Source organism: Amycolatopsis pittospori (genome assembly GCF_013870525.1).
In the GTDB taxonomy this organism is placed as follows: Bacteria; Actinomycetota; Actinomycetes; order Mycobacteriales; family Pseudonocardiaceae; genus Amycolatopsis; species Amycolatopsis pittospori.
Map to the genome: position 1 here is coordinate 67,578 of NZ_JACBXD010000016.1, position 24,508 is coordinate 92,085.

27 protein-coding genes and 1 tRNA gene are annotated in these 24,508 nt (G+C 68.4%); 15 read left to right on the top strand and 13 right to left on the bottom strand.

Annotation, left to right across the window (positions count from 1 at the left end):
- Window positions 1-67: 67 nt before the first annotated feature.
- Entirely contained in the window at window positions 68-547 is a 480-nt protein-coding gene (locus tag H5J31_RS11920; RefSeq protein ID WP_181772580.1) for a MarR family winged helix-turn-helix transcriptional regulator, read from the bottom strand.
- A gap of 63 nt (window positions 548-610) precedes the next feature.
- Complete coding sequence (locus H5J31_RS11925) at window positions 611-2,398, bottom strand: AMP-dependent synthetase/ligase (RefSeq protein WP_181772581.1); 1,788 nt, start codon at window positions 2,396-2,398, stop codon at window positions 611-613.
- 75 nt (window positions 2,399-2,473) lie between these two features.
- Here H5J31_RS11925 and H5J31_RS11930 point away from each other — a divergent pair, with 75 nt between their 5' ends.
- The 7 genes from H5J31_RS11930 to H5J31_RS11960 all read left to right on the top strand — a co-directional run bounded on the left by H5J31_RS11930 (window position 2,474) and on the right by H5J31_RS11960 (window position 8,088).
- Window positions 2,474-3,124 (top strand): TetR/AcrR family transcriptional regulator, encoded by a 651-nt coding sequence (locus H5J31_RS11930; RefSeq protein WP_181772582.1) that lies wholly within the window; start codon window positions 2,474-2,476, stop codon window positions 3,122-3,124.
- 115 nt (window positions 3,125-3,239) lie between these two features.
- A complete protein-coding gene (locus tag H5J31_RS11935) occupies window positions 3,240-4,463 on the top strand; it encodes a lipase family protein (protein WP_236004952.1) in 1,224 nt (407 codons plus the stop codon).
- The gene (locus H5J31_RS11940; RefSeq protein ID WP_181772583.1) at window positions 4,460-5,392 is read left to right on the top strand and encodes an SMP-30/gluconolactonase/LRE family protein; all 933 of its coding nucleotides are present in this window, start codon (window positions 4,460-4,462) and stop codon (window positions 5,390-5,392) included. Before H5J31_RS11935 ends, H5J31_RS11940 begins: the two co-directional genes overlap by 4 nt.
- 249 nt (window positions 5,393-5,641) lie before the next feature.
- Window positions 5,642-5,809, top strand: coding sequence for a CopG family transcriptional regulator (locus H5J31_RS11945; protein WP_181772584.1), 168 nt, complete (start codon window positions 5,642-5,644; stop codon window positions 5,807-5,809).
- The gene (locus H5J31_RS11950) at window positions 5,809-6,156 is read left to right on the top strand and encodes a VOC family protein (RefSeq protein WP_181772585.1); all 348 of its coding nucleotides are present in this window, start codon (window positions 5,809-5,811) and stop codon (window positions 6,154-6,156) included. The genes H5J31_RS11945 and H5J31_RS11950 overlap by 1 nt, the downstream gene beginning before the upstream one ends.
- Entirely contained in the window at window positions 6,153-7,427 is a 1,275-nt protein-coding gene (locus H5J31_RS11955; protein WP_181772586.1) for an MFS transporter, read from the top strand. The genes H5J31_RS11950 and H5J31_RS11955 overlap by 4 nt, the downstream gene beginning before the upstream one ends.
- A 46-nt stretch (window positions 7,428-7,473) precedes the next feature.
- Window positions 7,474-8,088 (top strand): DUF2238 domain-containing protein, encoded by a 615-nt coding sequence (locus H5J31_RS11960; protein ID WP_181772587.1) that lies wholly within the window; start codon window positions 7,474-7,476, stop codon window positions 8,086-8,088.
- A gap of 18 nt (window positions 8,089-8,106) precedes the next feature.
- Here H5J31_RS11960 and H5J31_RS11965 read toward each other — a convergent pair whose 3' ends face one another.
- The 3 genes from H5J31_RS11965 to H5J31_RS11975 are packed head-to-tail and all read right to left on the bottom strand — an operon-like array spanning window position 8,107 to window position 10,171.
- Window positions 8,107-9,321 carry a WXG100 family type VII secretion target gene (locus H5J31_RS11965; RefSeq protein WP_181772588.1) on the bottom strand — a complete coding sequence of 405 codons (1,215 nt, stop codon included), beginning with the start codon at window positions 9,319-9,321 and terminating at the stop codon, window positions 8,107-8,109.
- Window positions 9,318-9,650, bottom strand: coding sequence for a type VII secretion target (locus H5J31_RS11970; RefSeq protein WP_328701459.1), 333 nt, complete (start codon window positions 9,648-9,650; stop codon window positions 9,318-9,320). The genes H5J31_RS11965 and H5J31_RS11970 overlap by 4 nt, the downstream gene beginning before the upstream one ends.
- Window positions 9,647-10,171, bottom strand: a complete 525-nt coding sequence (locus tag H5J31_RS11975; protein WP_181772590.1) for a YbaB/EbfC family nucleoid-associated protein — start codon at window positions 10,169-10,171, stop codon at window positions 9,647-9,649. Before H5J31_RS11975 ends, H5J31_RS11970 begins: the two co-directional genes overlap by 4 nt.
- 240 nt (window positions 10,172-10,411) lie before the next feature.
- On the opposite strand from H5J31_RS11975, the gene H5J31_RS11980 reads away from it, so the two are divergent.
- Both H5J31_RS11980 and H5J31_RS11985 read left to right on the top strand, forming a co-directional pair.
- Window positions 10,412-11,137, top strand: coding sequence for a MerR family transcriptional regulator (locus tag H5J31_RS11980; RefSeq protein WP_181772591.1), 726 nt, complete (start codon window positions 10,412-10,414; stop codon window positions 11,135-11,137).
- Window positions 11,134-11,811, top strand: coding sequence for a hypothetical protein (locus H5J31_RS11985; RefSeq protein ID WP_207897888.1), 678 nt, complete (start codon window positions 11,134-11,136; stop codon window positions 11,809-11,811). Before H5J31_RS11980 ends, H5J31_RS11985 begins: the two co-directional genes overlap by 4 nt.
- On the opposite strand, the gene H5J31_RS11990 is transcribed toward H5J31_RS11985, so the two are convergent.
- Window positions 11,801-13,177: a flavin monoamine oxidase family protein gene (locus H5J31_RS11990; RefSeq protein ID WP_181772592.1), complete on the bottom strand. Its 1,377-nt coding sequence runs from the start codon at window positions 13,175-13,177 to the stop codon at window positions 11,801-11,803. The genes H5J31_RS11985 and H5J31_RS11990 overlap by 11 nt on opposite strands.
- A gap of 221 nt (window positions 13,178-13,398) precedes the next feature.
- Here H5J31_RS11990 and H5J31_RS11995 point away from each other — a divergent pair, with 221 nt between their 5' ends.
- A complete protein-coding gene (locus tag H5J31_RS11995) occupies window positions 13,399-13,929 on the top strand; it encodes a peptidase inhibitor family I36 protein (protein WP_181772593.1) in 531 nt (176 codons plus the stop codon).
- A 151-nt stretch (window positions 13,930-14,080) separates the two neighbouring features.
- Here H5J31_RS11995 and H5J31_RS12000 read toward each other — a convergent pair whose 3' ends face one another.
- Window positions 14,081-15,532, bottom strand: coding sequence for a hypothetical protein (locus H5J31_RS12000; protein ID WP_181772594.1), 1,452 nt, complete (start codon window positions 15,530-15,532; stop codon window positions 14,081-14,083).
- A gap of 103 nt (window positions 15,533-15,635) precedes the next feature.
- Between H5J31_RS12000 and H5J31_RS12005 the strand changes: the two genes are divergently transcribed.
- Together H5J31_RS12005 and H5J31_RS12010 are read left to right on the top strand one after the other, a co-directional pair.
- Window positions 15,636-16,187 (top strand): RNA polymerase sigma factor, encoded by a 552-nt coding sequence (locus tag H5J31_RS12005; protein ID WP_181772595.1) that lies wholly within the window; start codon window positions 15,636-15,638, stop codon window positions 16,185-16,187.
- Window positions 16,184-17,434: a hypothetical protein gene (locus H5J31_RS12010; protein WP_181772596.1), complete on the top strand. Its 1,251-nt coding sequence runs from the start codon at window positions 16,184-16,186 to the stop codon at window positions 17,432-17,434. Before H5J31_RS12005 ends, H5J31_RS12010 begins: the two co-directional genes overlap by 4 nt.
- Before the next feature lie 222 nt (window positions 17,435-17,656).
- On the opposite strand, the gene H5J31_RS12015 is transcribed toward H5J31_RS12010, so the two are convergent.
- Window positions 17,657-17,729: transfer RNA gene (locus H5J31_RS12015), tRNA-Asn, on the bottom strand.
- Between the two features lie 113 nt (window positions 17,730-17,842).
- Here H5J31_RS12015 and H5J31_RS12020 point away from each other — a divergent pair.
- The gene (locus H5J31_RS12020; RefSeq protein ID WP_236004955.1) at window positions 17,843-18,073 is read left to right on the top strand and encodes a hypothetical protein; all 231 of its coding nucleotides are present in this window, start codon (window positions 17,843-17,845) and stop codon (window positions 18,071-18,073) included.
- A gap of 73 nt (window positions 18,074-18,146) precedes the next feature.
- Here the strand turns inward: H5J31_RS12020 and H5J31_RS12025 are convergent, their stop codons facing one another.
- From H5J31_RS12025 to dnaG, 3 genes are read right to left on the bottom strand one after another with little or no spacing between them, the layout of a single operon-like run.
- Window positions 18,147-18,911: a trans-aconitate 2-methyltransferase gene (locus tag H5J31_RS12025; protein ID WP_181772597.1), complete on the bottom strand. Its 765-nt coding sequence runs from the start codon at window positions 18,909-18,911 to the stop codon at window positions 18,147-18,149.
- Window positions 18,912-18,944: 33 nt separating this feature from the next.
- A complete protein-coding gene (locus H5J31_RS12030; RefSeq protein WP_181772598.1) occupies window positions 18,945-19,466 on the bottom strand; it encodes a hypothetical protein in 522 nt (173 codons plus the stop codon).
- Between the two features lie 6 nt (window positions 19,467-19,472).
- Window positions 19,473-21,371, bottom strand: a complete 1,899-nt coding sequence (dnaG, locus tag H5J31_RS12035) for a DNA primase (protein ID WP_181772599.1) — start codon at window positions 21,369-21,371, stop codon at window positions 19,473-19,475.
- A 50-nt stretch (window positions 21,372-21,421) separates the two neighbouring features.
- On the opposite strand from dnaG, the gene H5J31_RS12040 reads away from it, so the two are divergent.
- A complete protein-coding gene (locus tag H5J31_RS12040) occupies window positions 21,422-22,363 on the top strand; it encodes a sigma-70 family RNA polymerase sigma factor (protein WP_181772600.1) in 942 nt (313 codons plus the stop codon).
- A gap of 275 nt (window positions 22,364-22,638) precedes the next feature.
- Here the strand turns inward: H5J31_RS12040 and H5J31_RS12045 are convergent, their stop codons facing one another.
- The gene (locus H5J31_RS12045; protein ID WP_181772601.1) at window positions 22,639-23,031 is read right to left on the bottom strand and encodes a hypothetical protein; all 393 of its coding nucleotides are present in this window, start codon (window positions 23,029-23,031) and stop codon (window positions 22,639-22,641) included.
- A gap of 164 nt (window positions 23,032-23,195) precedes the next feature.
- Between H5J31_RS12045 and H5J31_RS12050 the strand changes: the two genes are divergently transcribed.
- Window positions 23,196-23,708 (top strand): hypothetical protein, encoded by a 513-nt coding sequence (locus H5J31_RS12050; protein WP_181772602.1) that lies wholly within the window; start codon window positions 23,196-23,198, stop codon window positions 23,706-23,708.
- A gap of 56 nt (window positions 23,709-23,764) precedes the next feature.
- On the opposite strand, the gene H5J31_RS12055 is transcribed toward H5J31_RS12050, so the two are convergent.
- Window positions 23,765-24,331: a carboxymuconolactone decarboxylase family protein gene (locus H5J31_RS12055; RefSeq protein ID WP_181772603.1), complete on the bottom strand. Its 567-nt coding sequence runs from the start codon at window positions 24,329-24,331 to the stop codon at window positions 23,765-23,767.
- Window positions 24,332-24,508 lie beyond the last annotated feature (177 nt).

Sequence of the window (24,508 nt, forward strand, 5' to 3'; positions counted from 1 at the left end):
GCGCGGCCGTTTTCGGGCGCGTTCGTACACCGGGGCGGCTCGCGCACCGGTCAGGGGAAGGGCGGGGTCAGCTCTCGGGCAGGGAATCCGCGGTGCCGGTGTAGAACCCCACGACACCGGTCAAGAAGTTCTCGACGACGTCCCGGCCTTCGGGGCCCAGCGCTTCGACCAGGCCTTCCAGACCGCTGAGCAGCGGCTGGAGATGGCCGAAGATCCTGGTCACCGACTCCTGGACCGGCTCGACCAGCACCTTGCGACGGTCGGTGGCGTGCGGGCGGCGGACGACGTGCCCGGCTTTTTCGAGCCTGTCGACGACATGCGTGCTCGCCGCCGTCGAAACCCGCAGCCGATCAGCCAGATCCTTCGCCGTCAGCGGCCCTTCGCTGATGAGGTGCTCCATCGCGGCGAGGTCCGTGGCGTTGATCCCCAGGGCCCCGCTCAGGCGCTTCTCGATGACTCGCGTCAGCGTGCCCACCTCTTGCAGGCGTTCCATCACCGCGTTGCCCACGCCGGGGAACTCGACCTGCCACGAGCCGGATGAAGTCATACCAAGAAGCTTACTAGATTAGTCGCTAAACAAGTTAGCGAGTTGGCTGTGACTGCCGACACCTCACGACCGATAGAGCGCGTCGATCTCCTCGGCATAGGTCTCCGCGATCGACGCCCGCTTGAGCTTCATCGTCGGCGTCAGCTCGACACCACCCGGTTCCCAATGGACCGGCAGCACGGTGAACTCCTTGATCTGCTCGACGCGGGAGAGCCTGCCGTTGGCCCGCTCGACCGCATCGGCGATCTCCTGACGCAGCAAAGGATGCGCGGACAGTGTGGCGGGATCCGCCGGGAGGCCGTGGCGCTCGGCGAAGGCCGCGGCCGTATCCGGGTCGAGGGTGATCAACGCGACCACACAGGGACGCCGGTCGCCGATCGCCACCGCCGAACCGATCAGGGCGCCCGCCGATTTGAGCGCGTTCTCGATGTTGGACGGCGACATGTTCTTGCCCGCCGCGTTGATGATCAGTTCCTTTTTGCGGTCCACAATGGACACGTAGCCGTCGTCGTCGATGGCGGCGATGTCGCCGGTGTGCAGCCAGCCGTCGGCGTCGATCGCCTCGGCGGTCCGCTCCGGGTCGTTCCGGTAGCCGCGCATCAGGGCGGGGCTGCGCATCAGCAGTTCCCCGTCGTCGGCAAGCCGGAGTTCGGCGCCGTACTGGGCCTTGCCGACGGTGCCGGGCCGGATCGCGTGACGCGGATTGAGCGTGCCGTGGACCGAGGTCTCCGACATCGCCCAGCCTTCGCAGACCGGCAGCCCGACGGCCATCAGGAATTCCAGCGTGTCGACCGCGATCGGGGCGGCGCCGCTGATCGGGATCACGCAGGCGTCCAGCCCTATCTTGGCGAGCAAGCGGTCGAGGACGAGCCGGCGTGCCAGCCGATGCCGCAAGCGCGACCAGCCGGAAGGCCGCTCATCGCGCACCGTGGACAGGCCGGCGCGAAGTGCCCATTCGGCGAGCTTCCGCCGGACACCGGGCTGGGCCGCGACGGCCTGTTCGATCCCGGCTTTGACCTTGTACCAGAGCATCGGGACACCGAGGAAGACCGTCGGACGGACGGCGGGCAGCGTGGCCACGACGGCTTTCGGGTTCGCCACGCAGGTGATCGTCGCCGCCGAGACGACCGGGAAGTAATGCGCGAAGTACCGGTTGGCCAGATGCGCGTCCGGCAGGAACGAGAGCACGCGCCCGTTGTCGACAGCGTCGGCGATGTCGCGCGATTCCAGCGCGGCGCCCATGCTGTAGGCGAGGTTGCGATGGGTGAGTTCGACACCCTTGGGCGGTCCGGTGGTGCCGGAGGTATAGATCAGCGTCAGCACGTCGTCCGGGCCGACGGCGCGCCACGAGGCGGCGAAGTCGAAGTCCGGCGACTCGGCTTTTTCCAGTTCGGCAAGGGAAACCGTACCCTCGGGGGCGCCGTCCACGCAGACGACGAGGTCCGCTTTCCGCACCCGCGGCAGGAATTGTTCCTCGCAGACCACGATCCGGTTCTCCGCGTTCGCGAACAGGTACTCGATCTGTTCGGCGGAACTGGTGTTGTACACCGAGAACGGGATGGCGCCCAGGTGGATCGCCGCCATGTCGACAAGATGGAATTCTGGCCGGTTGGTCAACATGAGCGCCACCGTGTTCCCGGGCCGGACACCGAGCGCGTGCAGCCCTTCGGCCAAGCGCCGCACTCGTTCGCCGTACTGCCGCCAGGTGAGCGACACCGCGTCGTCCGGCGTCCGCAGCGCGACGACGTCGCCGAACTCCGCGACCGTGTGCTGGAAAACCTGGCACAGACTGGGAATCTCTCGCAGTTCGGCCGCGCCGAGCCGCCCGGACCGGTGGACGCCGTCTCCCATGCGCTCTCCCAGGATTAATACAAACGTATCAGTTAGATTGATACGCTAGTATCGGTTCGACCGAAGGGGAAGTCAATGACCGGTAGTCGCGGCAAGCAGCAGGCACGGAGCCGGGAGCGCCGGGAGTTGCTGCTCCGCGCCGCGATGCAGCTGATCTGCGACAGCGGCGTCAAGGCGGTGACCCACCGCGCGGTTTCCGCCAGCGCCGGCCTGCCCCAGGCCGCGGCCGGTTACTACTTCGCGACCAGCGAAGAGCTCATCGCGGAGGCGCTGCGCTTCCACATCCACGAGCGGATCGAGATCGTCCAAGTCCTGCTCGCGGACGTCGTGCGCGGCGCGAAGTCCGTGCTGGACATCGGTGAGCGGCTCACGAACGCCCTCGTGGCCGGCAAATTCGGCGTGACCGTCGCCCAGTACGAGCTGTACATGGAGGCCGCGCGGAACCCGGCCATGCGCACCGTGGTCGACGAGGCGATGAGCGCCTTCGAAGCGTCGGCCGCCCCCCTGCTCGCGTCGCTCGGCGTCGCCGATTCCCGGCAGGCAGCCAAGGCATTCATGGCCTTGCTGGACGGCCTGGCCCTGCACCGGCTGGCCAATCCGCAGCCGACCGAAGCGGACCTCGAGCTCACGAACCGTTCGATACAAGGACTTTTCCTCGCCTTCGTGACGGACCCCGGCGAACTGCGCCGTCAGACCAGCCTCCCGATCCCGGACGCGAAGCCGTAATCCGATCACCCTCACGTTCGGTGATCGTTGACACACTCCTGGGCTCTGATCGATACTCCTGTATCAGAAAAATTGATACACATGTATTAGTTTGGCGCGTGCTCAAGGAGGAGCGATGGAGTCCAGACCAGTACTGCGATCGATGATGCTGGCAGGCGTCATGATCATCTCGCTGGCGACGGGGGCCGGGGTCGCCACGGCGGCACCGTCGGCGGCTCCCTCGACGCAGACAGCGATCCCGAGGCCCGACGACGATCCGTTCTACCGCCCGCCCGCAGGATTCGAGGCACGACCGCCGGGCTCCGTCCTCCGCAAACGCGAAGTGAAGGTCAGCACCTACCTCATCCCCACCCCGGTCCGCGCCTACCAGGTACTGGTGCGCTCGACCGACGTCGCCGACCGGCCGATCGCGACGGTCAGCACGATCATGGTGCCGCTCACCGCGCCCGCGAGCGGCAAACGCACGCTGCTGTCCTACCAGAGCGCGATCGACAGCCTCGGCACGCACTGCAATCCGTCGTACGAACTGCGGACCGGACTGCAGAAGGACTCCAGCGCGGTGGCCACCGCGCTGCTCAACGGCTGGGTCGCCATCCAGACCGACTACCAGGGCCCCCGGATGTCGTGGATCGCCGGCAAGGTGGCGGGACGCGCGACGCTCGACGGCATCCGCGCGGCGCTGGCCCTGCCCGAAGCCGGTCTCGGCCCGGCCGCGCCGGTCGCGGCCTGGGGTTACTCCGGCGGCGGGCACGCCACCGCGTGGGCGGCACAGGAACAGCCTGCCTACGCACCCGAACTGGACGTGAAAGCCTGGGTGGCCAACGCTTTCACCGGTGACCTCCGCAAGACCGTCGAGGGGATCGACGGCGGCCCGTTCTCCGGATTCGCGCTCGCCGCGATGGTCGGCCTGTCCCGCGAATACTCCACTTTGGACCCGTTCAACGACAAGGGAAAGCAGCTGGCGGAACGGATCGGTGACGACTGCGTCGTCGAATTGGTCGCGGGCAACCCGTTCCAGCGCGTGAACGACTACACCCGGTTCGACATCTACCACAACGCCGACGTCGACGCGGTGCTCGCGGACAACTACGTCGGCACCCGCGCGCCGAAGGGTCCGGTCCTCGTCCAGCAGTCCCGCTTCGACGAAATCGTTTCGCCCGAATACAACCGGGGCTCGGTCGCGGACTGGTGCGCGCGCGGCGCGAACGTCGAGTACCACCTGTCGAACGTGCCCGAACACATCACGTACGCCCTCGCGAGCGTGCCCTACGCCGTCTCCTGGATCAGCCAACGACTGCACGGCGTCCCGACCGCCGGGAACTGCGGGAGGACTTCATGACCGGACGCCTTCGAGGGGTCGTCGCGGCCGCCGTCATCGCGGCGGCGGCCTTCACCGCACCGAGCACCGCTGTCGCCGCCCCGGCCCAGGACTGCGTGCCCTGGCAGGTCCGCACCGTCGCTACCGGACTCGGCCTGCCACTGGAGAATCTCGCCTTCGACGGCCGGGGCGGGCTCCTGGTGTCCCGGACGTTGTTCGCGGGCACCGGAACCATCGAGCGTGTGACACCCGACGGCGCGGTCAGCACCCTGCTGCCGGTCCGCGGCCCCGGCGCGCTCACGGTCCGCGGCGACGAGTTGTACCTCAACACCGGGCACCTGACGGTCGACGGCACGCTCGGCCTCAAGACCGGCACCATCGACATCTACGACTTCGGCACCGGGAAGCGACGGACGTGGGCCACCGATCTCACGATGCCCGACGGCGGCACGGTGCTGCCGAACGGTGACGCGGTGATCAGCACCCTGATCGGCCCGAAACGCGGACTCTGGCTGGTGCGCGAGGAGAATCCGTCAGCGCCGGAACGGTACGGTCCCGATCTGCTCGGTCCCAACGGCATGGTCGTCAGCAACGACGGCCGCACCCTGTACGTCGCCAACACCGGCGGCCCGGACTTCCAGATCGCCGGGATCGACCTCGCGAACCCTTCCGCACCCGCGAAGAAGATCCGGCTCCAGGCACCGTGGCCGCTGAACATCATCGACGACCTGACCATCGGCCCCGACGGACGGCTCTACACCGCGGGGGAACACGGCATCGTCTACCGCGTCGATCCGGAGTCCGGCTCGACCTGCGCGATCGCCACCGGCGTCCACCTCGGCTCGTCCGTGCGCTTCGGCGCCGGACCGGGCTGGGACCCGGCGAGCCTGTACAGCACCGGATTCGATGGTGCCGTACGACGCCTCGTCCCACCTGGCGAAGGTGAGTGACGGGCGCTGAAGGCGCCGGAACCCGGCAGGGGCGGGTTCCGGCGCCTTCTCCTGCCTGTGGCCGGCCAGGGCCATTCGCCATCGACAGCGGGCGGCGGCACGTCGTCGTTGCGTTTGGGGCTCATGCCACCCCGGGCTCGGGCACCGGGCCGAAGTCTTCGGCGTCCTGGCTCAGGATCTTGGCAAGCTGCCCGACCTGCTCCCAGAAGATGCACACATGCGGGCATGCTCATTTGCTAGCATGTGGGCATGACCCCGGCCGCCAAACGGCAATTCAGCGTCTACCTGCCGAACGACCTCATCAGGCGGGTGAAGCACGCCTCTGTCGACGCGGACGAATCGCTCTCCTCGTTCGTCGAGCGCGTCCTCGAGGACTACCTGGGCCAGAGCCGGACCACCAGTGAGGAACCCTCGTGATGCGAGTGATGCCGATCCGCTACAGCTCGGATGTCGCGGCCCTGACGCGGTTCTACGAGGCGCTCGGCCTGCGGGCCGGGCCGTCGTCACGCCCGGGCGGGTGGCTGGAAATGCCCGCCGGCGGCGGCATGCTGGCCCTCCACCGCGGGTCCGCCGAGGACGTCGGTCGCTGTGAACTGGCCTTCGAGGCCGACGAACCTCTGGAAGAAGTGGCGGAGCGCTTGCGGGCAGCCGGATTCGCACCGGACCCGGTGACCGACGAAGGCTTCGGGCACTCGATGCGCGTCCAGGATCCCGACGGGGTGTGGGTGCAGATCAACCTTTACGACCGGGAGCTCTATACGTGAGCGGTGGCCGGCTCACGCATCGCACGGGATCGCTGGTCCTCGCGGCCGGGATCGTCGCGCTCGAATTCGCGGCCGCCGTCACCGGCTTCGTCGGCTCCACCCTCCTGCCGATCGTCACCGTAGACCTGGACGCGAAAAGCGACCTCGGACTCCTGATCGCCGGGTCCAGCCTGGGGTTGTTCGTCGCCCTTCCGCTGGCGAGCCGGGTCCTGGGGCGGCTCGGCGCGCGCGGCACCCTCGCCGCCGGGATGCTCGCGTACCTCGGCGGGCTCGTCCTGGCCGCCACCGCCCGGACGGCGTGGATGTTCGCGCTGGGCCAGTTCTCCAGCGGGCTCGCCAGCGGCCTGCTCGCGGTGTTCGGGATCAGTTCCGCGATCCGGCATCTCGACGAACGGCTACGCCTCCGCGTGGTCGCGGCGTCGTCGGCGATGTGGATCGTGCCCGCTCTGGTCGGCCCGGCGGCGACACTGGGCCTGGAACATCTCGTGGGCTGGCGCTGGACCCTGCTGCTACCGATTCCGTTCGTCCTTTTCGGACGGTTGCTGGTCGTGCGTGCCGTCCGCGACGATCCTCCCGCCGAGGCCGCCCGGCCGCTGGGGCGGACACTGCTGGTCCCGCTGGGCGCGGCGGTCGTCGTGCTGAGCACGGGATCGTGGCCGGTCGCGCTCGTCGGCGCGGCGATCACGGTGGCCGGGATGATCGCGATCCTGCCCGCGGGAACCGCCCGCCTGCGGCCCGGGACCCCCGCCGCGCTCGGCGCGATGGTGCTGTTCGCGATCGGCTATTTCGGCGCGGACAGCCTGATCACCGTCCTGCTGACGAGCGGTTTCCACCTGGGCCTCGGGCAGGCCGCGATCGTCCTGAGCGCCGCCCCGCTCGGCTGGGCGGTGACGAGCCTGCTGGCCGCCCAGTTCACCTCGGCACGACGTTTTCCCGTGGCGGGCTTGAGCATCACCGCCCTCGGCACGGCCGTGCTGGCCGTCGCACTCGCCGTCGGCGGATCGTTCGCCGTGGTGCTCGCCGCGTGGGCGGTGGCCGGAATCGGTGTCGGCCTCGCCTACCCCGGCCTGTACATCAGAGCGACCACCGCCGGCGCGAGCGGCTTCACCGCCACCGAACTCGCCACCGCGGTCATCACGGCCGAATGCATCGGTCAGCTCCTGGGTCGCGCCATCGGCGGCACCTTGAGCTCGGCCGGCGGACTGCTCGGCGCGTACGTCTTGTTCGCGGTCGCGTTGCTGGCCGCCGCCGGTGCGGCGAGGCGGACCTGAACCCCGGTAACCGGCGGCGTTGTCCTTGTCGCTGTACGGTTTTCCCATGGTGCGAGGAGTCGGCCGGACCGAAGGGATGCTCCTGGCCGGCGTGGTGCTCGCGGCACTCGTGGCGACCGGCATCCAGGCGAAGTCGCTCGGCACCTGGTTCCTCGAAGTCGTCTGGGTCCTGATCGGACTGCCACTGGTGATCGCGCTGCGCCGACGCTTTCCGTTGACCCGGTTGCTCTGCTGGTTGCTGGTGCTTCACGCGCTCGTGCTGTGCTACGGCGGGCAGTACACGTACGCGGAGACCCCGCTCGGGGAATGGGTGCAGGAATGGCTGGGCACGCAGCGGAACAACTACGACCGGCTCGGCCACTTCGTCCAGGGTTTCGTCCCCGCGATCGCGGTACGCGAGGTGCTCCTGCGCCGGACGCCGCTGCGTCCGGGCGGCTGGGTCTCGTTCCTGACCGTCTGCGTATGCCTGGCGATCGGCGCCTGTTTCGAGTTCGTGGAATGGTTCAGCGCACTCGTCGCCGGGTCGGGCGCGGACGATTTCCTCGCCACGCAAGGCGATGTCTGGGACACCCAGTGGGACATGTTCCTTTGCCTGTGCGGCGCGGTGCTTTCCCTCTTGTTCCTGCGCCGGGTGCACGATCGGCAGCTCGCCGGGCGATGAACGGCGAGCTGCCGATGACTATTCCGGTGCGGGCTCGTTCACGGCGGGCGGGACGGCCTTCATCGTGTCGATGATGATCTTCCCGGCCAGCCCCGGTGCGCCGTAGGTCGGGTCACTCATGATCTTGACCGCCTTTTCGAGCGCTTCCGCGCTCTTGCCGAACCGCTTGACCAGCTCCGGCATCGGCATGCTGCACCAGTAGTCGAACTTCTTCATCAGCTCCGGGGTGGCGTCGGGCATCTTCGACAGCTTGTCCCGCACCACCCAGGTGGCGATGTCGCCGAGCTTGTCCGGTTTCGCCGTGGACAGCGGATTCTTCCCGGGCGGGCCTTCGATCGGCTTGGGCCCGCCGGGCGCGTCACCCGGCGGCGGTTTGGGGGTGTGCGGCTGAGGCTTGGGCACCTTGATCTTGTCGATGTTGCCGCCGAGCGTCAGCTTGACGACGTCGTCGGCCTTCCCCCGCGTCTTGGCCAGCAGTTTGAGCATCTGGGCGAGCTGCTTGGCGACGTCGGCGATCTTCGAGGCGATCTTGCCGATCGCCACGGCGACCTGGGCGATCGTGGAGGTGATCGCCGCGATGATCGAGCCGCCGAAGGTGATGGGCGCCAAGGCGACCGCGATGATCGCGGCCTTGATGATGCCGGCCAGGGTCATCGCGATGATGTCCCGGACGATGCCGCGGACGGTGCCGATCAGGGCACCCGCGATCCCCATCTGCTTGCCGGCGAAATCGACGTAGTCGGACAGCGCGTCGATCTGGGCCGAGACGCCTTCCATGTCGGTCCGGAACTTGTCGGCGGCCGGGCCTTGCCAGTTCGCCATGAGGTCTTTGGTGGCCTTCGCGTGGTCTTCCGACCACTGCCGCACGGTCTTGCCCTCGGCGTAGATCGCCGCCTTGGCCGCCTCGATGCCCTTCGGGTCGCCCATCAGGAAGTCCAGCGGCCAGCGGAAGATGACCAGGTGCTCGATCAGCCAGCCGATACCGGCGGTGAGCAGTGAGCCGACCGGGTCGAGGACCATGCCGAGGATGTCGATCCCCATGCCGACCGACGCCATGCCGATGCTGAGGCTGTCGCCCTCGTTGACGGCTCGTTTCAGCCCGAACGCCGAATCGAAGAACCCGGCGCCGGCGGTGTCGCCCCCGCCCGCGAAGTTGTTCTTCTCGTCCTTGAAGTCGTCGGCGTGGACGCCGGTGCCGTTGCCGAAATCGCCGCGGTGGTACTCGTCGCTCACTTGACCTTCACATCCTCGATACCGTCACCGGCGGCGGTGATCAACTTCTCGGACTCCTGCTCGTTCTCTTCGTACTTCTTCGCGGCGTCGCGCACCCTGTCGGAGAACTCCTTCACGTTCCCCGAGTAGTCGTTCAGGTGGTCCCGCGCCTTCCCGCAGTGCATGCTCGCGCCGGCACCGTAGATCTGGCCGCCGAAGATGCCGAAGATCCCGGGGTCGGCGACGCAGCTGCCCACCATGTCGGCGCTCTTCTTCAGTGCCTCTTCGAGCTGGTCGAGGTGGGTTCCGTACTTCTTCAGCGCGTCCGTCGTGACATCGAATCCGCTCACCACGGCCTCATTTCGTCGTCGTCGGGAGCGGCGGGAGGCCGGGGTCGCGAGGCCGGCGGATTCGGCGGGCGCACGGGACGGCCCGGCTGCGGCGGCCGGTCCTCGTGGTGCGCCTCCGGAGCCCACTTGTCCTGCTCCGGGTTCGCCGGGACGTCCTCCTCGGCGTCCTCCACCTTCGGCATGAAGGTGCGGACCAGCTCCGCGGCCTGGTCGTCACCGTTGATCCCGACGTACGAATCCATGAGATTCGCCGCGGTCTTGCGCTGGGCTTCGCGCACGGTCTGCATGACGAGCGCGGAGAGCCGGGCCGGGCCGAGCGCACACGCCCGGTTGCCGAACTCGATGGAGCTCAGCGAGCCGTTGGCCTCGACCTTCACCGTCACCGAGCCGTCCGCGGACCGCGCCGTGGCGGCGGACGCGGTGAACGCGGCGGTCAGGGCTTCGGCTTTCTCCTGGAGTTTCCTGGCTTCGCGTTCCAGGAGGAGGGTGAAGTCCTCGCCTGCTTCAAGATGGGGTTGCATGCGCCGCCTCGACTCGGTCTGGTTCTGTGGTCACCGGCGGCCGATTTACCAGGTCTTTTGCCGAAAAGAACATCAACATGGTGCCGCTACGGCATCGTAGGACAGTTGCCGCCGATACACCGGCCCACCCGGCGGCATCCTTGCCCGAACGCGCTTTCGCCACTGCCCGAGTACACAACGCGCACTCGAACGAGCGAGACGCTTGACCGTGCCCCAGGGGCACGGTGTCCAATGCGATGGATGGCTTGGAGCACACGTGAGCTGGCGGAACTGGCCGGCACGACGCTGAAGACCGTCCGGTACTACCACCGGATCGGGCTGCTCGACGAGCCCGAACGGGCGGCGAACGGGTACAAGCGGTACCGCGTCGAGCACCTGGTCCGGCTCCTGCGGATCCGGCGGCTCGTCGACCTGGGCATCCAGCCGTCCGACATCCCGGCCATGGAGGAATCGGACGACGGTGTCGAACAGACGCTGCGCGCGCTGGACGCGGAGCTGGAAGCGAGCATCGAACGACAACAGCGGATGAGGAAGGAGCTCGCGTTGATCCTGCGACGTCGCAGCCTCATCGATCTGCCTTACGGGTACGACGGCGAAACCGACGGCCTGCCGGAGACGGAACGTTCGCTGTTGATGCTGTTTTCGCGAGTGCTCGATCCGAAGGCGATGGCCGGTCTGCAGGAGCTCAACACGGCGCCCCGCCCACCGGCACAAGCCGAATTCGACACACTCCCCGCGGACGCCGACGACGCCACGAGGCAACGAGTGGCCGAGGGGCTCGCGTCGGCCGCGCGTCACGAGTTCGAGGCGCGCCCTTTCCTGAAGGACGTGGCGACGTCACGGGCCCTCGCCGAACCGGTCATCCTCCACGGCCTGGTGGAGCTCTACAACCCGGCCCAGATCGACGTCCTGCAGCGGATGAACGCACTTCTCGGTCTCACCGCCCCGGAAGAGGAACGGACATGATCACGAAGCTCAAGAGACGCTGGCAACTCGGCAAGGTCAAACCCGGGGACCTGAGCCCACTCCCCGAATACCGCCGCTGGCAACTGTTCTCCCGTTCTCTGTTCTTCCTCGACTCCACCGGCCCCACGGGCGGCAACGAGGTGTACGCGGTCGACGTCCGGCACCTCGCCGAAGCGAAAACCAAGCAGCAGCACGAAAACGCATCCGGGAAGAGCCCTGCCGCGCTGTACCGCGACGGTGTCCAGATCCACCGCTCCAATCTCCCGGCGGCGTTCCCGGTGCCCGGCGGCGTCATCGAAGTCGCCACCAGCGCGTTCGGGCTGAAGCGCATGCACTTCGTCTCCGAGGACGGTGGTGAGCGCGCGCTGCGCCCCCACCACCGTTCCCAAGAAGGACTGCGAGCACGGTTCGGTCGACGGTTTCCCCGCACCAGCGCGATCGTCGGCGCGGTGTCCCTCGTCATCCTCTTGACCGCGCTCGCCGTCAGCCTCCTCGCCGGGATCGAAGCCATCACCAAGGTCCCCGCCGTCGCTCAGCACATCGGCACCTTCACGTCGCCGATCCACCTGCCCCGGTGGGCGACCATCACGATGGCCGTCGCCGGAGCCCTTTCCGCCGTCGAACGCGCCTTAAGGCTCCGCTACAACAGGCTGATCGACACGATCACGTCCTGAGTTGCTTCAACGCCAGCTCGGCGAGCACCTCCTCCGCGGCGCGAGTGCCCGCACGCACGGCCCCGTCCATATGGCCTTCCCCGAAATGGGAGCTTTCCGAGCCTGCCCAGTGAAGGGCGCCGACGGGTTCGGTGAGCCACGGGCGGCCGACGGACAGCACCCCGGTCGGCACCCGGAGAAGGCAACCGGACTGCCACGATTCCCGCGTCCAGTCCTTTTCGATGTAGTCCTCGAAGGTCCAGACATCCGGCCCGAACAACGCGGCGAGATCTTCGAGCACCCGCTGACGTCGCCGATCCCCCGCCTCGGGAGCCAGCAACGCCGGATCGTCGCTCACCGGCAGCCCGAGAAACGTCGTCAAGACGCCTTCCCCGGTTTCGGGTGGACTGACATCGAAGGTGATCCGCGCGGTTCCGGCGTCGGTGATGGCCGCGCCGGTCAGTCCCCGCTCACGCCACCACGGCCGCCGGTAGACGACGTGTGCCTTGATACCGGATCCCATCTGCCAGCGTCGTTGCAGTTCGGCGCGGCCGGCGGGCAGGGCCGGACGATGAGCGATGCACGCCACGGTGGCGGGATCCGCCGCGACGATGACCCGTCGTGCGCGGACCGGCGGACGGCCGGGACCGGTGAGGATCACGTGATCGGCATGGCGCTCGATTCCGGTGACGGCGTGGCCGAGCCGGACCCGGTCTCCGAGGCTTTCCGCGAGCCGGGCGGGCAGGGCCGCGGCTCCGCCCGCGATCCGATAGGCCAGTGCGCCGTCGGACACCCCGATGAGATCACTGAGTCCACCGCTGCCGTGCACGTGCGCGGAGAACGTGAGGAGCGACAACTCCGTCGGGCGGCAACCGAAACTGGCGGCGGTCACCATCTCCAGGACCAAGCGCGACGCGGCGGTGCGCACGTTGCGCCGCATCCACGCACCCAGGGACCGCTCGTCCACGCGAGCCGCGAAATCACCCGTCCACGGCGGTGCGCCGAGCCGCTTCGCGATCCGGTCCAGCACCCACATCGCCCGGCCGAGGTCGAGCATTTCGTGCGGCCGCAACCGCGGAATCTCGCCCTGGTAACGATATTCGCGGCCGGCGATCCGCAGCAGGTTCACGCCGTCGGCGTACTGCGGGACCAAACCGATCCCGAACTCCTCCAGCAGCGCGAGCACCGCCTGCTGCCGGAGCCCGACCCACGAGCCGCCGGAATCGACGCCGATCCCGGACCGGGAGGCCGACGTCATCAGCCTCCCGCCGACACGGTCCTTCGCTTCGAGAACGACGACGTCGGCCCCGGCTCGCTGAAGCCGGTACGCACTGACCAAACCGGAAAGACCCGCACCGACTATCGCGGCGTCGACGGTTTTCGACATAGGGAACATCCTTCTAGCCGAGGCATCCCCGGGGCGTCCATGACGCCGAACGGGCATGCCGGAACGGCCAGCGTGCTCCACCTTCCAACCGACGCTGGTTGTCTGACACGACCACCCTAGCGGACACGCTCCGCTAAGGACGACGATCAGCGATTCCTTAGCGGCGACCAGAACACTGCTGGACGGCGCGGTGTCCGCCGCGCCGTCCAGGAGGGGATCCCATGAAACTCCGTGCCACCGCCCGAAGGCTGTCCATCGCCGTCGGCGTCGCCGCCGCCGTCTTGTCGCTGGCCGCGACCACCTCGGCCGCCGCGTCCGAGACGGACCCGTTCGCCCGGTTCGCCGCCGCCGGAATTCAGCTGGACCGGCTCGAACCGGGATGGACCGTGGAAGGGAACACCATCCTGTGGGACGGCGGCAATACCCGCCTGACCATCCGGGAACCCGGCGCGGCCGCCGTGCAGTGCCCGAGCGGATACGTGTGCCTGTTCGAGCACGACGACCTGCGGGGCGACATGTGGGCCTCGAACGTCCGCGGACGCTACCACTACCTGCCCGATCTGGACTTCAACGACAAGATGAGCTCGTGGCAGAACCGGTCCGCTTACGACGCCCGTTGGTTCGTCAACGTCAGCGGCACACCGAACCCCTACTACTGCATGGGCGCCGGCCTCGGGAGCGAACACCCGCCGCCCTCCCTGAACGACAAGGCCTCCGCCGTGTACATCTACAACTCTTCGACCGTCTGCTGAACCGGCATTCCGCTCAGGACGCTTTGTGCAGGGTCGTGAGTGATGAAGAGGGTTAGAACGACCCTTATCACTCACGACCCCGGCAAGTCGACGAGTGACTCCCCCCCCCCCCCCCGGCGTCCCGGGAGGTCTTCCGGGCAGGCTCGGGCTTTCACTCCTTGTTCGGCACCAGGTACAGCTCCTGCTTTCCGAGTGTCGGCGCGTAGAGCGTCCAGTGCGCGAGCGCGTCCGGCGGCGGGACCGCCAGCCGGCGCAGCACGAGTTCGGGACGACGTGGCCGGACGTCGAAGTCGAAGAAGGCGTAGTTCACCCGGAGTATCGCGCGGGTCCAGCGGTTCTCCTTGCCGCGCGCCTCGATCGCGGCCGGCAGCAGGCCCCGGTCGGAGAAGACGTCGACGACCGGGCAGCCGCAGGTGTAGGCGAGGATGCCGATTTCTCCCGCGCTGCCGACTGTCCGGCCTCCGGTGAGCGTTCCCAGTTCTGCTCCGATACGCGCGTACTGCGCGCTCGACGTGTAGTTCGACGTGAACGGCGCGTACGTGCGGGGAAGCCCGACGGCCGCATACGCGATCAGGCTCGCGACGATCAGCGCGAGCATCCCGCCGAGCAGGATCCGCTGGGAAACCGCTACGGCACAGACGAAAACGGTCGCCGCGGTGAGGCCGGGGCCGTAGTACCAGTGGTAGGGCGGGACCGTCAGCAGCACGTAACCGAAGTGGTAGAGCAGGCCGCCGAGGGCGAGCAGCGCGAACGGCCGCAGCCCGGCGGGGATCGTGCGCCGCCGGATGGCCAGTGTCACCACGGCGAGGACAGCGAGTACGGCGGGCAGGAACGCCAGCGCCGCCATCACCGGCGAAGTCCGCGCGTAGAACAGCGGGCCGTTGCCGAAGTTCCAGGCGCCCCAGGCATGTTGTGCGCCTTGGAGGGTCTTGATCACGACGGTGTCCGGCACCGCGGCGCCGAGCACCACCCAGCTGAAGCCGAACCACGGCAGCGTGATCAGCCCGGCGCCGAGCAGTGCGCGTCCCGCGCCGGGCCGGAGGAAGACGGCGAGCACCACCGCGAACACGATCAGGTCCAGCCGTACCAGGGCGAGCAGGCCGGTTGCAAAACCGAAGGCGAACGGGTTCTTTTCGACGGCGAACACGGTGAGCCAGCCCAGAACCGCCGCACCGAGGGTGACCTCGAGCCCGATCGACGAGAGCAGAAGCGGGTTCGCGGTCAGCGCGGCGATCGTCAGAGCAGGGAACCCGGACGGCAGTCCCGCCGCCGAGCCGAGCCTGCGCAACGCCAGGGCAAGGAGGACCTGGCACAGCACGAACAACGCTCCGGCGGCGAAGACGGCGTCGCGGACGAAGATGGTCAGGGCCGCCAGGATGAGCACGTTCGCCGGCGACGTCGCGGTGTTCGACGTCGCGTCGGCGAGCAGGCCCCAGTGGCCGTGGAAGGCGACGTTGCGCGCGTACGCCAGCGTGATGAACGTGTCGTCGATCAAATGCGGACGGGCGAGCAGGAACACCACCGCCGAGAGCACCGCTACGGACAGGGGCAGCCGCCAGGACGTCGCCTGGTTGCCCGTCGTCCGGGCCTGTTCCATGATCATGGCTCGATATGGCTCCTCCGACCTGGAAAGTTGCGCGCAACGTCCGGCCGGTGCCGGCCACAACCAGGGCGTGAGCGGTGATGCGATCGGGGTGGGGGTACCGGTGGAACAGACCGGTGACCGGGAACTGTGGGCCCGCGCGGCCGACGGCGACGAGGGGGCGTTCAGTGAATTGTTCGAGCGGCACGCCGAGGCTCTGTGGAACTACACGTACCGCCTGACCGGTTCGTGGAGCAGCGCCGAGGACCTGGCGTCCACGACCTTCCTCATCGCCTGGCGGCGGCGGGCAGAGGTGACCCTGGTGCGGGACAGCGCCCTGCCGTGGCTCTACACGGTCGCGGCCAACGTCGCCCGTGACGAGCACCGCGGTGCCCGTCGACGGCTGCGGCTGCTCGGGAAGATCCCGGCCCAGCCCGCCGTATCCGACCACGCCGATTCGGTGGCCGAGAAGATCGACGGCCAGCGCCGGCTGGGGCGAATCGCCGAAGCCGTCCGCTCACTGCCGAAATCGCAGCGCGAAGTCGTCGAACTCTGCCTGGCCGCCGAGGTGAGCATCGCCGACGCCGCAGAATTTCTCGGCATCGCCGAGGTCACCGTCCGCGCCCATCTTTCCCGGGGACGAGCCCGGCTGCGTACGTTGCTGGAGGAGAAATGAGCGGCGAACCCGTGTACCCACCTCGCCAGGCGATGCCGGACGACGTCCGCACCCGGATGCGCTCGGCCGTCCGCGAGGGGATCTCGAACCCGCGGCGGACGGCGCGCGCCTGGTACGCCGCGGCGGCGGCGGTCGTTCTCGTCGCTTCCGGCGCCGCCGTCGCGACTCAGCTGCTCCGGCAGCAGGGCACGGACCCCGGCCCCGAGCCGGCCGCCGGCGGGCTCAACCTGGACGTCAAGCTGGCGACGTCCTCGCTCGACCGCTGCTGGGCCGCGGTGCGGGCCGCCGCCAAGACGGACCGAGTGCCCCCGCGTGAGGACTGGGTACCCGTGTTCACCGACCTCAAGCTGGGTGTTTCGGTCGTCGCCGCGACGGCGGCGGGCAAGCCGATGTTCTGTGAGACGACGCTGACCTCCGTTACCCTGTCCGACCCGAACGCCGCCCCCGCGTATGTGCCGGGCACCCGCACCGGGCTGCTCCTGCAGAGCGCGAACGGGCTGATCGGCGGGGTGCTCGATCCGGCCTTGCGGGGTGCGGGTCTCGCGTTCCAGGCGGAGGATTTCAGCAACGGGGACGTCGTGGAAGCTTCGCCTCTGACACAACAGTTCGTCTCGTTCTCCTGGACCGCCCCCGCCAAGACGGAACTGTCCGTCTACGACGCCGTCGGAGCGACGACCACGAGCCTGCCGCCGGCTCCGGCGCCGCTGCTTTCGGCCATCGATCGCCCGGTCGCCCCGGCCGACCGGACCTCGCCCGCGGGACGTGCGCTGGGCGCGTGCCTGTCCGGTGCGGTGGACGCCGTCTCCGACGCGGCGGGCTATAGGCCGGGCGCGTTGCTGGACAAGGACGGTTATCAGGTCGTTCTCGGCCGGATGGGCGACCGGAGCCTGGCGTGCACGACCGTTCCGGACCCGCGGCGTCCCGGCCGGATGAAGATGCACGTCTACCAAGACAATTTCGAGCTCCCGCCGGAGAAGCCAAGGAGAATCTCGATACAGACCCTGGGCGCTGTCGAAGATGGTGGTACCCGGGCCACTTCCCGGACACCGTTCGTCGGGACGCTGCTGCCGGCGAAGGCGGTGACGGTGACCTGTGACTTCGGCTCCGGCCTGACCTCGACGACCGATGTGGTCGACGGGACCTTCGCAGCCTTCGTTCCGAAAGACGTGAGCGACCCGTTCCAGCCGGATATCCACATTCAAGCGCGCGATGCCAACGGCACTGTCGTGTTCGACGGGACCCTGTAGCCCCGGGTCGCCGTCCCTATTCGAGCATCGGGATTCCCCTAGCGGCCGCCACCCGAGACCAGGGCGAATCAAGCTGGAACGCTTCACCGTGTCGTGCCCGGAGGTAGCCGGGCACGACACGGCAACGCACGGTTACCCCAACGTGACGTTTTAAATCGCCCCTGCCCAGGGGTAGCAAAAAAGCCCAGGTCCAGGACCTGGGCTTTTTGAAGGAACTCTGTGCTCCCCCGCTTGGACTCGAACCAAGAACCCTCCGGTTAACAGCCGAATGCTCTGCCAGTTGAGCTACAGGGGATTGTGCTCCGTACCGGCCGGATCGCTCCGACCGATGAGAGAACTTTAGCCCATGCGCTCGAACGGCCGCACACCCACCCCCACTTTCTCCCGCGACCTCGTCAAGCTCGCGTTTTGAGGGACAATGACAGCCGGAGCAAGATCGAACGGGAGGCGTGGACTCGGATGAAGATGTTCCTGCTGGGTGCGGCCGCGGGCTACGTGTTGGGCGCGAGGGCCGGCCGGGGGCGGTACGAGCAGATCGTGCGGACCTACCGCAAGATCGCTGACCACCCCATGGTGCAGGGCGCCGCCGGGGTCGCTCGCGCCAAGGTCGGTGAGAGGTTCGGGCGGGCCCAGCGCTGACCCGCGCCCTGAAACGAACCGAAGGGGCCCTTCACCGCATCCGATGCGGTGAAGGGCCCCTTCGCTACGTCGATCAGGGGACGACGGCGACCACGAAGACGCGCCGGAACTCGAACCAGGTGGTCCCATCGGGGCGCGGCGGGTAGGCCTCGTCCAGCTTTCGGGCGATCTGGGCGCGGAAGTGGTCCCAGTCGGCGCCGGGCAGGGCCTCCTTGACCGGGCGGAGCGAGGTCCCGGTGATCCATTCGAGGACGGCGTCCTCGCCGGACAGTCGCTGGAGGTACGTCGTCTCCCACGCGTCGACGGCGCAACCGGCGTCGGCCAGCAGGTTTCCGTAGCCGAGGGGGCTGTCGACGGCTTCGTTCTCCCGCAGCACGACGCCGGCGAGGCGCGAAGCCCACTCTTCGGTGCGCGCGAGTTCGCGGACGAGCGCGTGCGAAGGGGCGTCGAAGTTGCCGGGGACCTGGAACGCGAGCGTCGCTCCGGGCGGCAGCAGGTCCACCCAGCGGCGAAGCAGGACACGGTGCTCGGGGACCCATTGGAGGACGGCGTTCGAGATGACCACGTCGGTGTCCGGCTCGGGCGTCCAGTCGTTGACGTCCAGGACGCGGGCGTCGACGCCTCGCGCGCGGGCGGCCTCGACCATTTCGGCGGAACTGTCGCTGGCCTCGATGATCGCGTCCGGCCAGCGTTCCGCCAGGCCGGCGGTCAGATTTCCCGGGCCGCAACCCAGGTCCGCCACCCGGCGGGGTTTCTCGGCCGGTATCCGCCCGACGAGGTCGTAGAACGGCCGGGCCCGCAGGCCGGCGTAGTCGAGGTACTTGACCGGATCCCACATGCTGCCTCCCAGCGATACAGTACGAGCGTACTGCTAGCCGCGGGGCTTGGCCAGTTTCTCCGCCGCTTCCTCGGCGATCGCCTTGATCACCTCGACGTCGGTGCCCGGATCGGGCCGCACCTGCAGCACCGTGCCGTCCTGGCCGGGGATCTTGCGCTCGACGAACCACGCTCCCCCGGCTCCGAGGTCCTTGCGGTGCCGCTCCCGGACCGAACCGTCGACGCGCTCCCGCACCAGGAACGGGACCTTGCCCGGCCGGGCGAGCTTGAACCGGACCGGCGCCTTGTCGGCCAGCACCACGGCCTTCCCGGCGGTACCGGCCTCCTCGGATTCGGTCAGGGTGAACACGCCGTCGGACCACGCCGCCTTGCCGACCAGATGCCAGCCGACCCGGCGCGGCCCCTCGCCGCCGGGGATCCACAGGCCGAGTTGCGTGACGAGCAGATACCCGCCGCCCTCGACCGGAGCACTCCGGACGACGTGCTCGCCGTCGTCCAGGGTGCCACCGAAATCCGCGGGGACACGGTCACCGAGCAGGTGACGCAGCCAGCCCATGAGCACTCAGTCCAATCCGCCGATGGCCTGTTCCTTCAGCGCCTTCCGGTACTGCTCCAGGGCGACGAGGTCGCCGAACAGCGCACGGTAGTCGTCCGGCGCCTCGACCGGGGAAAGCCGCTGGAGCTTCGACTTGATCTCGTTGATCTGGCGGCCGACCAGACTCTCCTGCACCGCCGCGAACTGCGCGGAGATATAGCGCGAGTCGACCTCGCCCTTGGCACGCAACGGCTCCACCGAGAGTTCGCTGAGCACGCGCCGGACGGTCCCTTGTGGACAGTGCGGCGTGGCGGCGTCGATCAGGGCGGGACCGGTCAGCCCGGAACCCGCTCCCCCGGCGGCCAGCAGCGCCTTGTGGATGGCGATGTACACCGGGTGGGTGAACGCGTCCTCGGGGAGCGCGTCGTACTCGGCCCCGGCGAGCATCGGCTGCTGCAGCGCCGCCTTGAGGGCCTCGCGCTGGGCGATGAACCGCGGATCGCCGGGGGCGGGGCGCGGGAGGTCCTCTTCCATGGTGGCGGTGGCCGCCGGGGCGGGCCGCCGGACCTCGACGGTGGCGGAGCGTTTCGCCGTCGCGCCCGCGCTGCCGCGGACCCGGTTCACCACCTGCGCCGCGTCCTGCCAGCCGACCCACCAGGCGAGTTTCGACGCGTAGCCGTCGCGGCTGGCGCGGTCCTTGATGCCCGCGACCATCGGGACGGTCTTCTGCAGCGCCGCGACCTGTCCGTCGACGGAGTCGAGGTCGAACGCCTTGAGCATGCTCTTGATCGCGAACTCGAACAGCGGGATCCGCCGCGCGACCAGGTCGCGCACCGCGGTGTCGCCCTTGGCCAGCCGGAGTTCGCAGGGGTCCATACCGTCGGGGGCGACCGCGATGTAGGTCTGCCCGGCGAACGTCTGATCACCTTCGAAGGCCTTCAGCGCCGCTTTCTGGCCGGCTTCGTCACCGTCGAAGGTGAAGATCACTTCGCCGCGGAAGGCGTCGTCGTCCATCATCAGCCGCCGGAGGACCTTCATATGGTCCTCGCCGAACGCCGTCCCCGACGACGCGACGGCCGTCGGCACCCCGGCGGCGTGCATCGCCATCACGTCGGTGTAGCCCTCGACGACGACGACCTGGTGCCGCTTCGCGATCTCGCGTTTGGCCAGGTCGAGGCCGAACATCACCTGCGACTTCTTGTAGATCGGCGATTCCGCGGTGTTCAGGTACTTCGCCGAGACGCGGTCGTCGTCGTAGAGGCGCCGCGCGCCGAACCCGACGACCTCGTTGCCGACGTCGCGGATGGGCCAGAGCAGCCGCCGGTTGAACCGGTCCATCGGCCCGCGCTGCCCCTCCTTGGCCAGCCCGGCCGTGAGCAGTTCCTTGACCTCGAACCCGCGGGTGAGCAGGTGCTTGGTGAGCTTGTCCCAGCCCGCCGGCGCGTATCCGCAGCCGAACGTCTGCGCCGCGGCGGAGTCGAAGCCGCGCTCGGAGAGGAAGTCCCTGGCGGCGCGCGCGTCCGGCGTGAGCAGCTGCTCGGCGTAGAACTCCTGGGCCGCGCGGTGCGCCTCGATCAGCCGGGCGCGGGTGCCGCGATCGCGCTGGACGCTCCCGCCGCCGCCTTCGTAGGTCAACCGGAAGCCCGCGCGGTCGGCGAGCCGCTCGACGGCCTCCACGAACGAGATCAGATCCATCTTCTGGATGAACTTGATCACGTCACCGCCCTCGCCACAGCCGAAGCAGTGGAAGGTCCCGTGGGTGGGGCGCACGTTGAACGACGGGGTCTTCTCGTTGTGGAACGGGCAAAGCCCTTTCAGGCTGCCGCCGCCGGCGCTGCGAAGGGCGACGTAGTCGCCGATGACCTCGTCGATCCGGTTGCGCTCGCGCACCTCCGCGATGTCGCTCTCCCGAATCCGTCCTGCCACGCCACCAGTCTAGTTCTCCCTCCCGGAGCCCGGTACGGCACACTCGGGGAATGAGCACCGCTCTGGATGAACTGGCCGGGGACTTCGCCGCGTTGCGCCCCCATTTGGTGTCCGTCGCGTATCGGCTCACCGGAGCGCTGTCCGACGCCGAGGACGCCGTCCAGGAGTCGTGGCTGCGGCTGAGCGGCCTGGACGACGGCCGCCGGTCCGCGATCGAAGACCACAAAGGCTGGCTCACGACGGTCGTCAGCCGGATCTGCCTGGACCGGCTGCGGTCGGCCGTGGTGCGCCGCGAGCGGTACGTCGGCGAGTGGCTGCCGGAACCGGTGCTCGGCCCGCTGGGCACGCCGTCGTCGGAGGATCCGCTGACCATCGCCGTCCGCGACGACGGCATGCGGATGGCGGCCATGGTCGTCCTCGACCGGTTGACGCCCGAGCAGCGCGTGGCGTTCGTCCTGCACGACGCGTTCGCGGTTCCGTTCGGCGAGATCGCCGAGATCCTGGGCTGCACCACCGACGCCGCCCGCCAGCACGGTTCCCGCGGCCGTCGCGCGGTCGCCGACGCCGATCCGCCGCCCCGGACGGCCCTGGCCGAACAGCAGCAGATCATCGAGAGGTTCATGACCGCGATGCTCACCGGCGACATCCAGGCGGTGGCCGAAGTGCTGCACCCCGACGTCGTCCTCGTCGGCGACGGCGGCGGCAAGGCGCGCACCGCGGTGCACACGGTCACCGGCTTCGACAAGGTCACCCGGCTGTTCCAGGGCCTCATGCGGCTGTACGACCCGAGCGGGATCGAGCAGGCCCGGCCCGCACTGGTCAACGGCGACCTCGGCCTCTACATCCCGCCGCAGGCCGCCTCCGAGGGGTACCGGGCGCTCGACGAGCATGTCAACGCGTTCGTCATCCGCGACGGGAAGATCGTCGCGATCTACGACATGGCGAACCCGGACAAGCTCACGGACGCGAAGGCCAAGGTGGGCCGAGGGTGACGCAGGGCCCCGGTTCTGGTGGGGGTCGTGAGTGTTTTGGGTCGTTCTAACGACCTTCACCACTCACGACCAAGCCGGGCCGGGTCGGTGCTTTCGCGTGACTGGGTGGACGGCACATGTGATCAGCCGGACGACACCCGTGATCAGACGGACGACACCAGGTGACGTCCGCCCAGTCACGTGTGACGTCCGTCCAGTCACGCCAACCCGCCCGACCGTAGGTACCTAAGACACGGTCGGCCCTAACGACCCAGGACACTCACGACGGCCGGGGCTCAGATGTTGTCGCTGATGTCGATGTTCAGCGACGGCAGAACGCTGTTCGCGTTGCATTCCATGCGGGCCTTGAGGGAACCGCTGTCATAGCGGTTCTGGTGAAATCTCGGCCCGTCCATGGCGTTGAATCGGATGTGGTCCGCCTGCACGCCGTTGAGATAGACCTTCAGGGAGCAGTCCTTGAACCCTTCGGGCGAACTCGCGTCGTAGTTGATCGTCGTGTACCTCGACCAGTCCGGCAGTTGCTGGCGCCAGACCTCCTTGGTCTCACAGATGACGGCCCGGCCGCAGTAGGCGCCGACCAGGTATCCGGCGGAGGCGGGTCCCACCGTGGCGAGCAGCCCGCCGGTGGCCGCGGCGACGGCGACGGCGACGGTCGTGATTCTTCGCATGACTCTCCCTGTACTCGGATGCGCGAGGGAACCGGCGATATCAGTGTCGATGACTAATCCGGGATACCCCAGGGTTTCACGTCTGCCTGAAGCGCATTGCCGACGGATACGACGGACTGCAATCCTGCACACTGGAAAACTGTAATCCGGTGAAAGCGGTAGACATGAAGAAGGAATTCGCCACCTCACGCGGAGCGCTTCGGCGCCCCCTGCAACGCGCCCTTTCGGTACTCCTCGTCCTGCTGGCGGGGATCTTCGCGACCGTGCAGCCCGCGGCCGCCCAACGCGGCGGGGGAAACTACTTCTACCAGGGCATCGCTTCGTCGATCATCGCCACCTGGGGTGACTCCTGCGACGAGCTGGGCAATGTCGAGGACTGGTCGATGCGGACCCAGATATGGGGCAACTTCAGCGGCTCCAACCTCTACATCGACCGAATCGACGTCATCAACGAGACGAACCACAATCTGCATTTCGGCCAGTACTCGTCTTACGACAATGGCGGCTCTTTCAACGTGGGGATCACCGGGATCAGTCCGAACTCGCGCGCGACGCGCTATCCGCGCCGCTGGATCACGGGTTTCCAGATGGTGCACCACTTCACCACCGGCACCTGGGGACATGTCGGGGCCTGTTACAACGGAGCCCCGATCCAGCTGTCCTTCGTCCGCTACTGAGCCACCTCGCCGACGGGTGATCCGGGCGGCCCTCCCCCGCCCGGATCACCCGCCGGCTACGGCAGTGGCACCTGGCAGGCGTCGCCCGAGGTGAAGCCCTGCGCGGTGATGTCGAGAGCGCTGTTCATCCGGGCGCGCGAGTTCTCGAGCCCGATCTGATAGGTCAGCTCGATGACGCCCTTGCGGCCGAATTCGCGTTCCAGCTCGGCGACCTGCTCGTCGGTGACGGTCACCGGGCTCGCGGTCATCGCGTCGGCGTACGCGAGCGCGAGCCGTTCCTGGTCGGTGAACGCGGACGACTTCGCGTAGTCGTCGATCTTCTTCAGCCGTTCGATGTCGAGACCTTCGTGCAGCTGCAACATGGTGCCGAAGTCGATGCACCACGAGCAGCCGAGTTGCGTCGCGACCCGGTAGACGGCCAGCTCGCGCACGTTCGACGGCAAGGTCTTGCTCGCCTTCTCGACCATCATTTCGTGCAGCCCGTTCGCCCGGAGCAGGGCCGGATGGTGCGCGTAGACCGCCATCGGCTCGGGCACGGCACCGAAACGCTTCCCGGCGAACTTGTAGAACAGCTTCAGCAGGAAACCGGCGTCGGCGGTCTTGACGGCGGGAATTCGCGGCATGGGGTCCTCCTCGTGCGGGTTGCGTTCAGTAGGTGGACGAGGCGACCCGCGCGGACGTGACACGCTCGCGAGTGACGTGGACCATACGGCCGAAACGGCGGCCTTCCGGCTACGGAACGGGATCGCGTGTCGATCCGATTAGCCTTTTCGCCGGAACCTTCGTTCGATCATCGAAGG

Coding starts and splice junctions, on each gene's coding strand:
- H5J31_RS11920 (WP_181772580.1), bottom strand. CDS start 547: ATGACTTCATCCGGCTCGTGGCAGGTCGAGTTCCCCGGCGTGGGCAAC.
- H5J31_RS11925 (WP_181772581.1), bottom strand. CDS start 2,398: ATGGGAGACGGCGTCCACCGGTCCGGGCGGCTCGGCGCGGCCGAACTG.
- H5J31_RS11930 (WP_181772582.1), top strand. CDS start 2,474: ATGACCGGTAGTCGCGGCAAGCAGCAGGCACGGAGCCGGGAGCGCCGG.
- H5J31_RS11935 (WP_236004952.1), top strand. CDS start 3,240: ATGGAGTCCAGACCAGTACTGCGATCGATGATGCTGGCAGGCGTCATG.
- H5J31_RS11940 (WP_181772583.1), top strand. CDS start 4,460: ATGACCGGACGCCTTCGAGGGGTCGTCGCGGCCGCCGTCATCGCGGCG.
- H5J31_RS11945 (WP_181772584.1), top strand. CDS start 5,642: ATGACCCCGGCCGCCAAACGGCAATTCAGCGTCTACCTGCCGAACGAC.
- H5J31_RS11950 (WP_181772585.1), top strand. CDS start 5,809: ATGCGAGTGATGCCGATCCGCTACAGCTCGGATGTCGCGGCCCTGACG.
- H5J31_RS11960 (WP_181772587.1), top strand. CDS start 7,474: ATGGTGCGAGGAGTCGGCCGGACCGAAGGGATGCTCCTGGCCGGCGTG.
- H5J31_RS11975 (WP_181772590.1), bottom strand. CDS start 10,171: ATGCAACCCCATCTTGAAGCAGGCGAGGACTTCACCCTCCTCCTGGAA.
- H5J31_RS11980 (WP_181772591.1), top strand. CDS start 10,412: ATGGCTTGGAGCACACGTGAGCTGGCGGAACTGGCCGGCACGACGCTG.
- H5J31_RS11985 (WP_207897888.1), top strand. CDS start 11,134: ATGATCACGAAGCTCAAGAGACGCTGGCAACTCGGCAAGGTCAAACCC.
- H5J31_RS11990 (WP_181772592.1), bottom strand. CDS start 13,177: ATGTCGAAAACCGTCGACGCCGCGATAGTCGGTGCGGGTCTTTCCGGT.
- H5J31_RS11995 (WP_181772593.1), top strand. CDS start 13,399: ATGAAACTCCGTGCCACCGCCCGAAGGCTGTCCATCGCCGTCGGCGTC.
- H5J31_RS12000 (WP_181772594.1), bottom strand. CDS start 15,532: ATGATCATGGAACAGGCCCGGACGACGGGCAACCAGGCGACGTCCTGG.
- H5J31_RS12010 (WP_181772596.1), top strand. CDS start 16,184: ATGAGCGGCGAACCCGTGTACCCACCTCGCCAGGCGATGCCGGACGAC.
- H5J31_RS12025 (WP_181772597.1), bottom strand. CDS start 18,911: ATGTGGGATCCGGTCAAGTACCTCGACTACGCCGGCCTGCGGGCCCGG.
- H5J31_RS12030 (WP_181772598.1), bottom strand. CDS start 19,466: ATGGGCTGGCTGCGTCACCTGCTCGGTGACCGTGTCCCCGCGGATTTC.
- H5J31_RS12040 (WP_181772600.1), top strand. CDS start 21,422: ATGAGCACCGCTCTGGATGAACTGGCCGGGGACTTCGCCGCGTTGCGC.
- H5J31_RS12045 (WP_181772601.1), bottom strand. CDS start 23,031: ATGCGAAGAATCACGACCGTCGCCGTCGCCGTCGCCGCGGCCACCGGC.
- H5J31_RS12050 (WP_181772602.1), top strand. CDS start 23,196: ATGAAGAAGGAATTCGCCACCTCACGCGGAGCGCTTCGGCGCCCCCTG.
- H5J31_RS12055 (WP_181772603.1), bottom strand. CDS start 24,331: ATGCCGCGAATTCCCGCCGTCAAGACCGCCGACGCCGGTTTCCTGCTG.